The sequence below is a fragment of the Streptomyces sp. HSW2009 genome (assembly GCF_040240285.1).
Taxonomy (GTDB): Bacteria; Actinomycetota; Actinomycetes; order Streptomycetales; family Streptomycetaceae; genus Streptomyces.
Window position 1 is genome coordinate 1 of sequence record NZ_JBEHZD010001176.1, and the last position, 402, is coordinate 402.

Annotated in this window: 1 protein-coding gene; it reads right to left on the bottom strand. The window is 66.9% G+C overall.

From position 1 onward, the window contains the following. Nucleotides 1-402: SDR family NAD(P)-dependent oxidoreductase (locus AAHZ94_RS35110; RefSeq protein ID WP_349997691.1), on the bottom strand; the 402-nt coding region annotated here is incomplete at both ends.

Here is a 402-nt window from a genome sequence, read left to right on the forward strand (position 1 = left end):
GAACGCGGAGAGGTCGAGGTCGCGGGTCAGCTCGTGCAGGTGCAGCGCCGCATCCACCTTCGGACGCAACACCCTGTCCACCCGCTCCGGCGTCAACGACTCCACCACACCGTCGTCCAACACACCCGCCGCATGCACCACACCCGACAACGGATACTCCGACCCAACCCCCGCCAACAAACCCTCCACCGCAGCACGATCGGCAACATCACACGCCACCGCCCGCACCTCGGCACCCAACCCCGCCAACTCCGCCACCAACTCCGCCGCACCCGGCGCCTCCACACCACGCCGACTCGTCAACACCAAAGAACGCACACCGTGCTCCACCACCAGATGACGGGCCAACAACGCACCCAAACCACCCGTACCACCCGTGATCAACACCGTGCCACCGCCGTC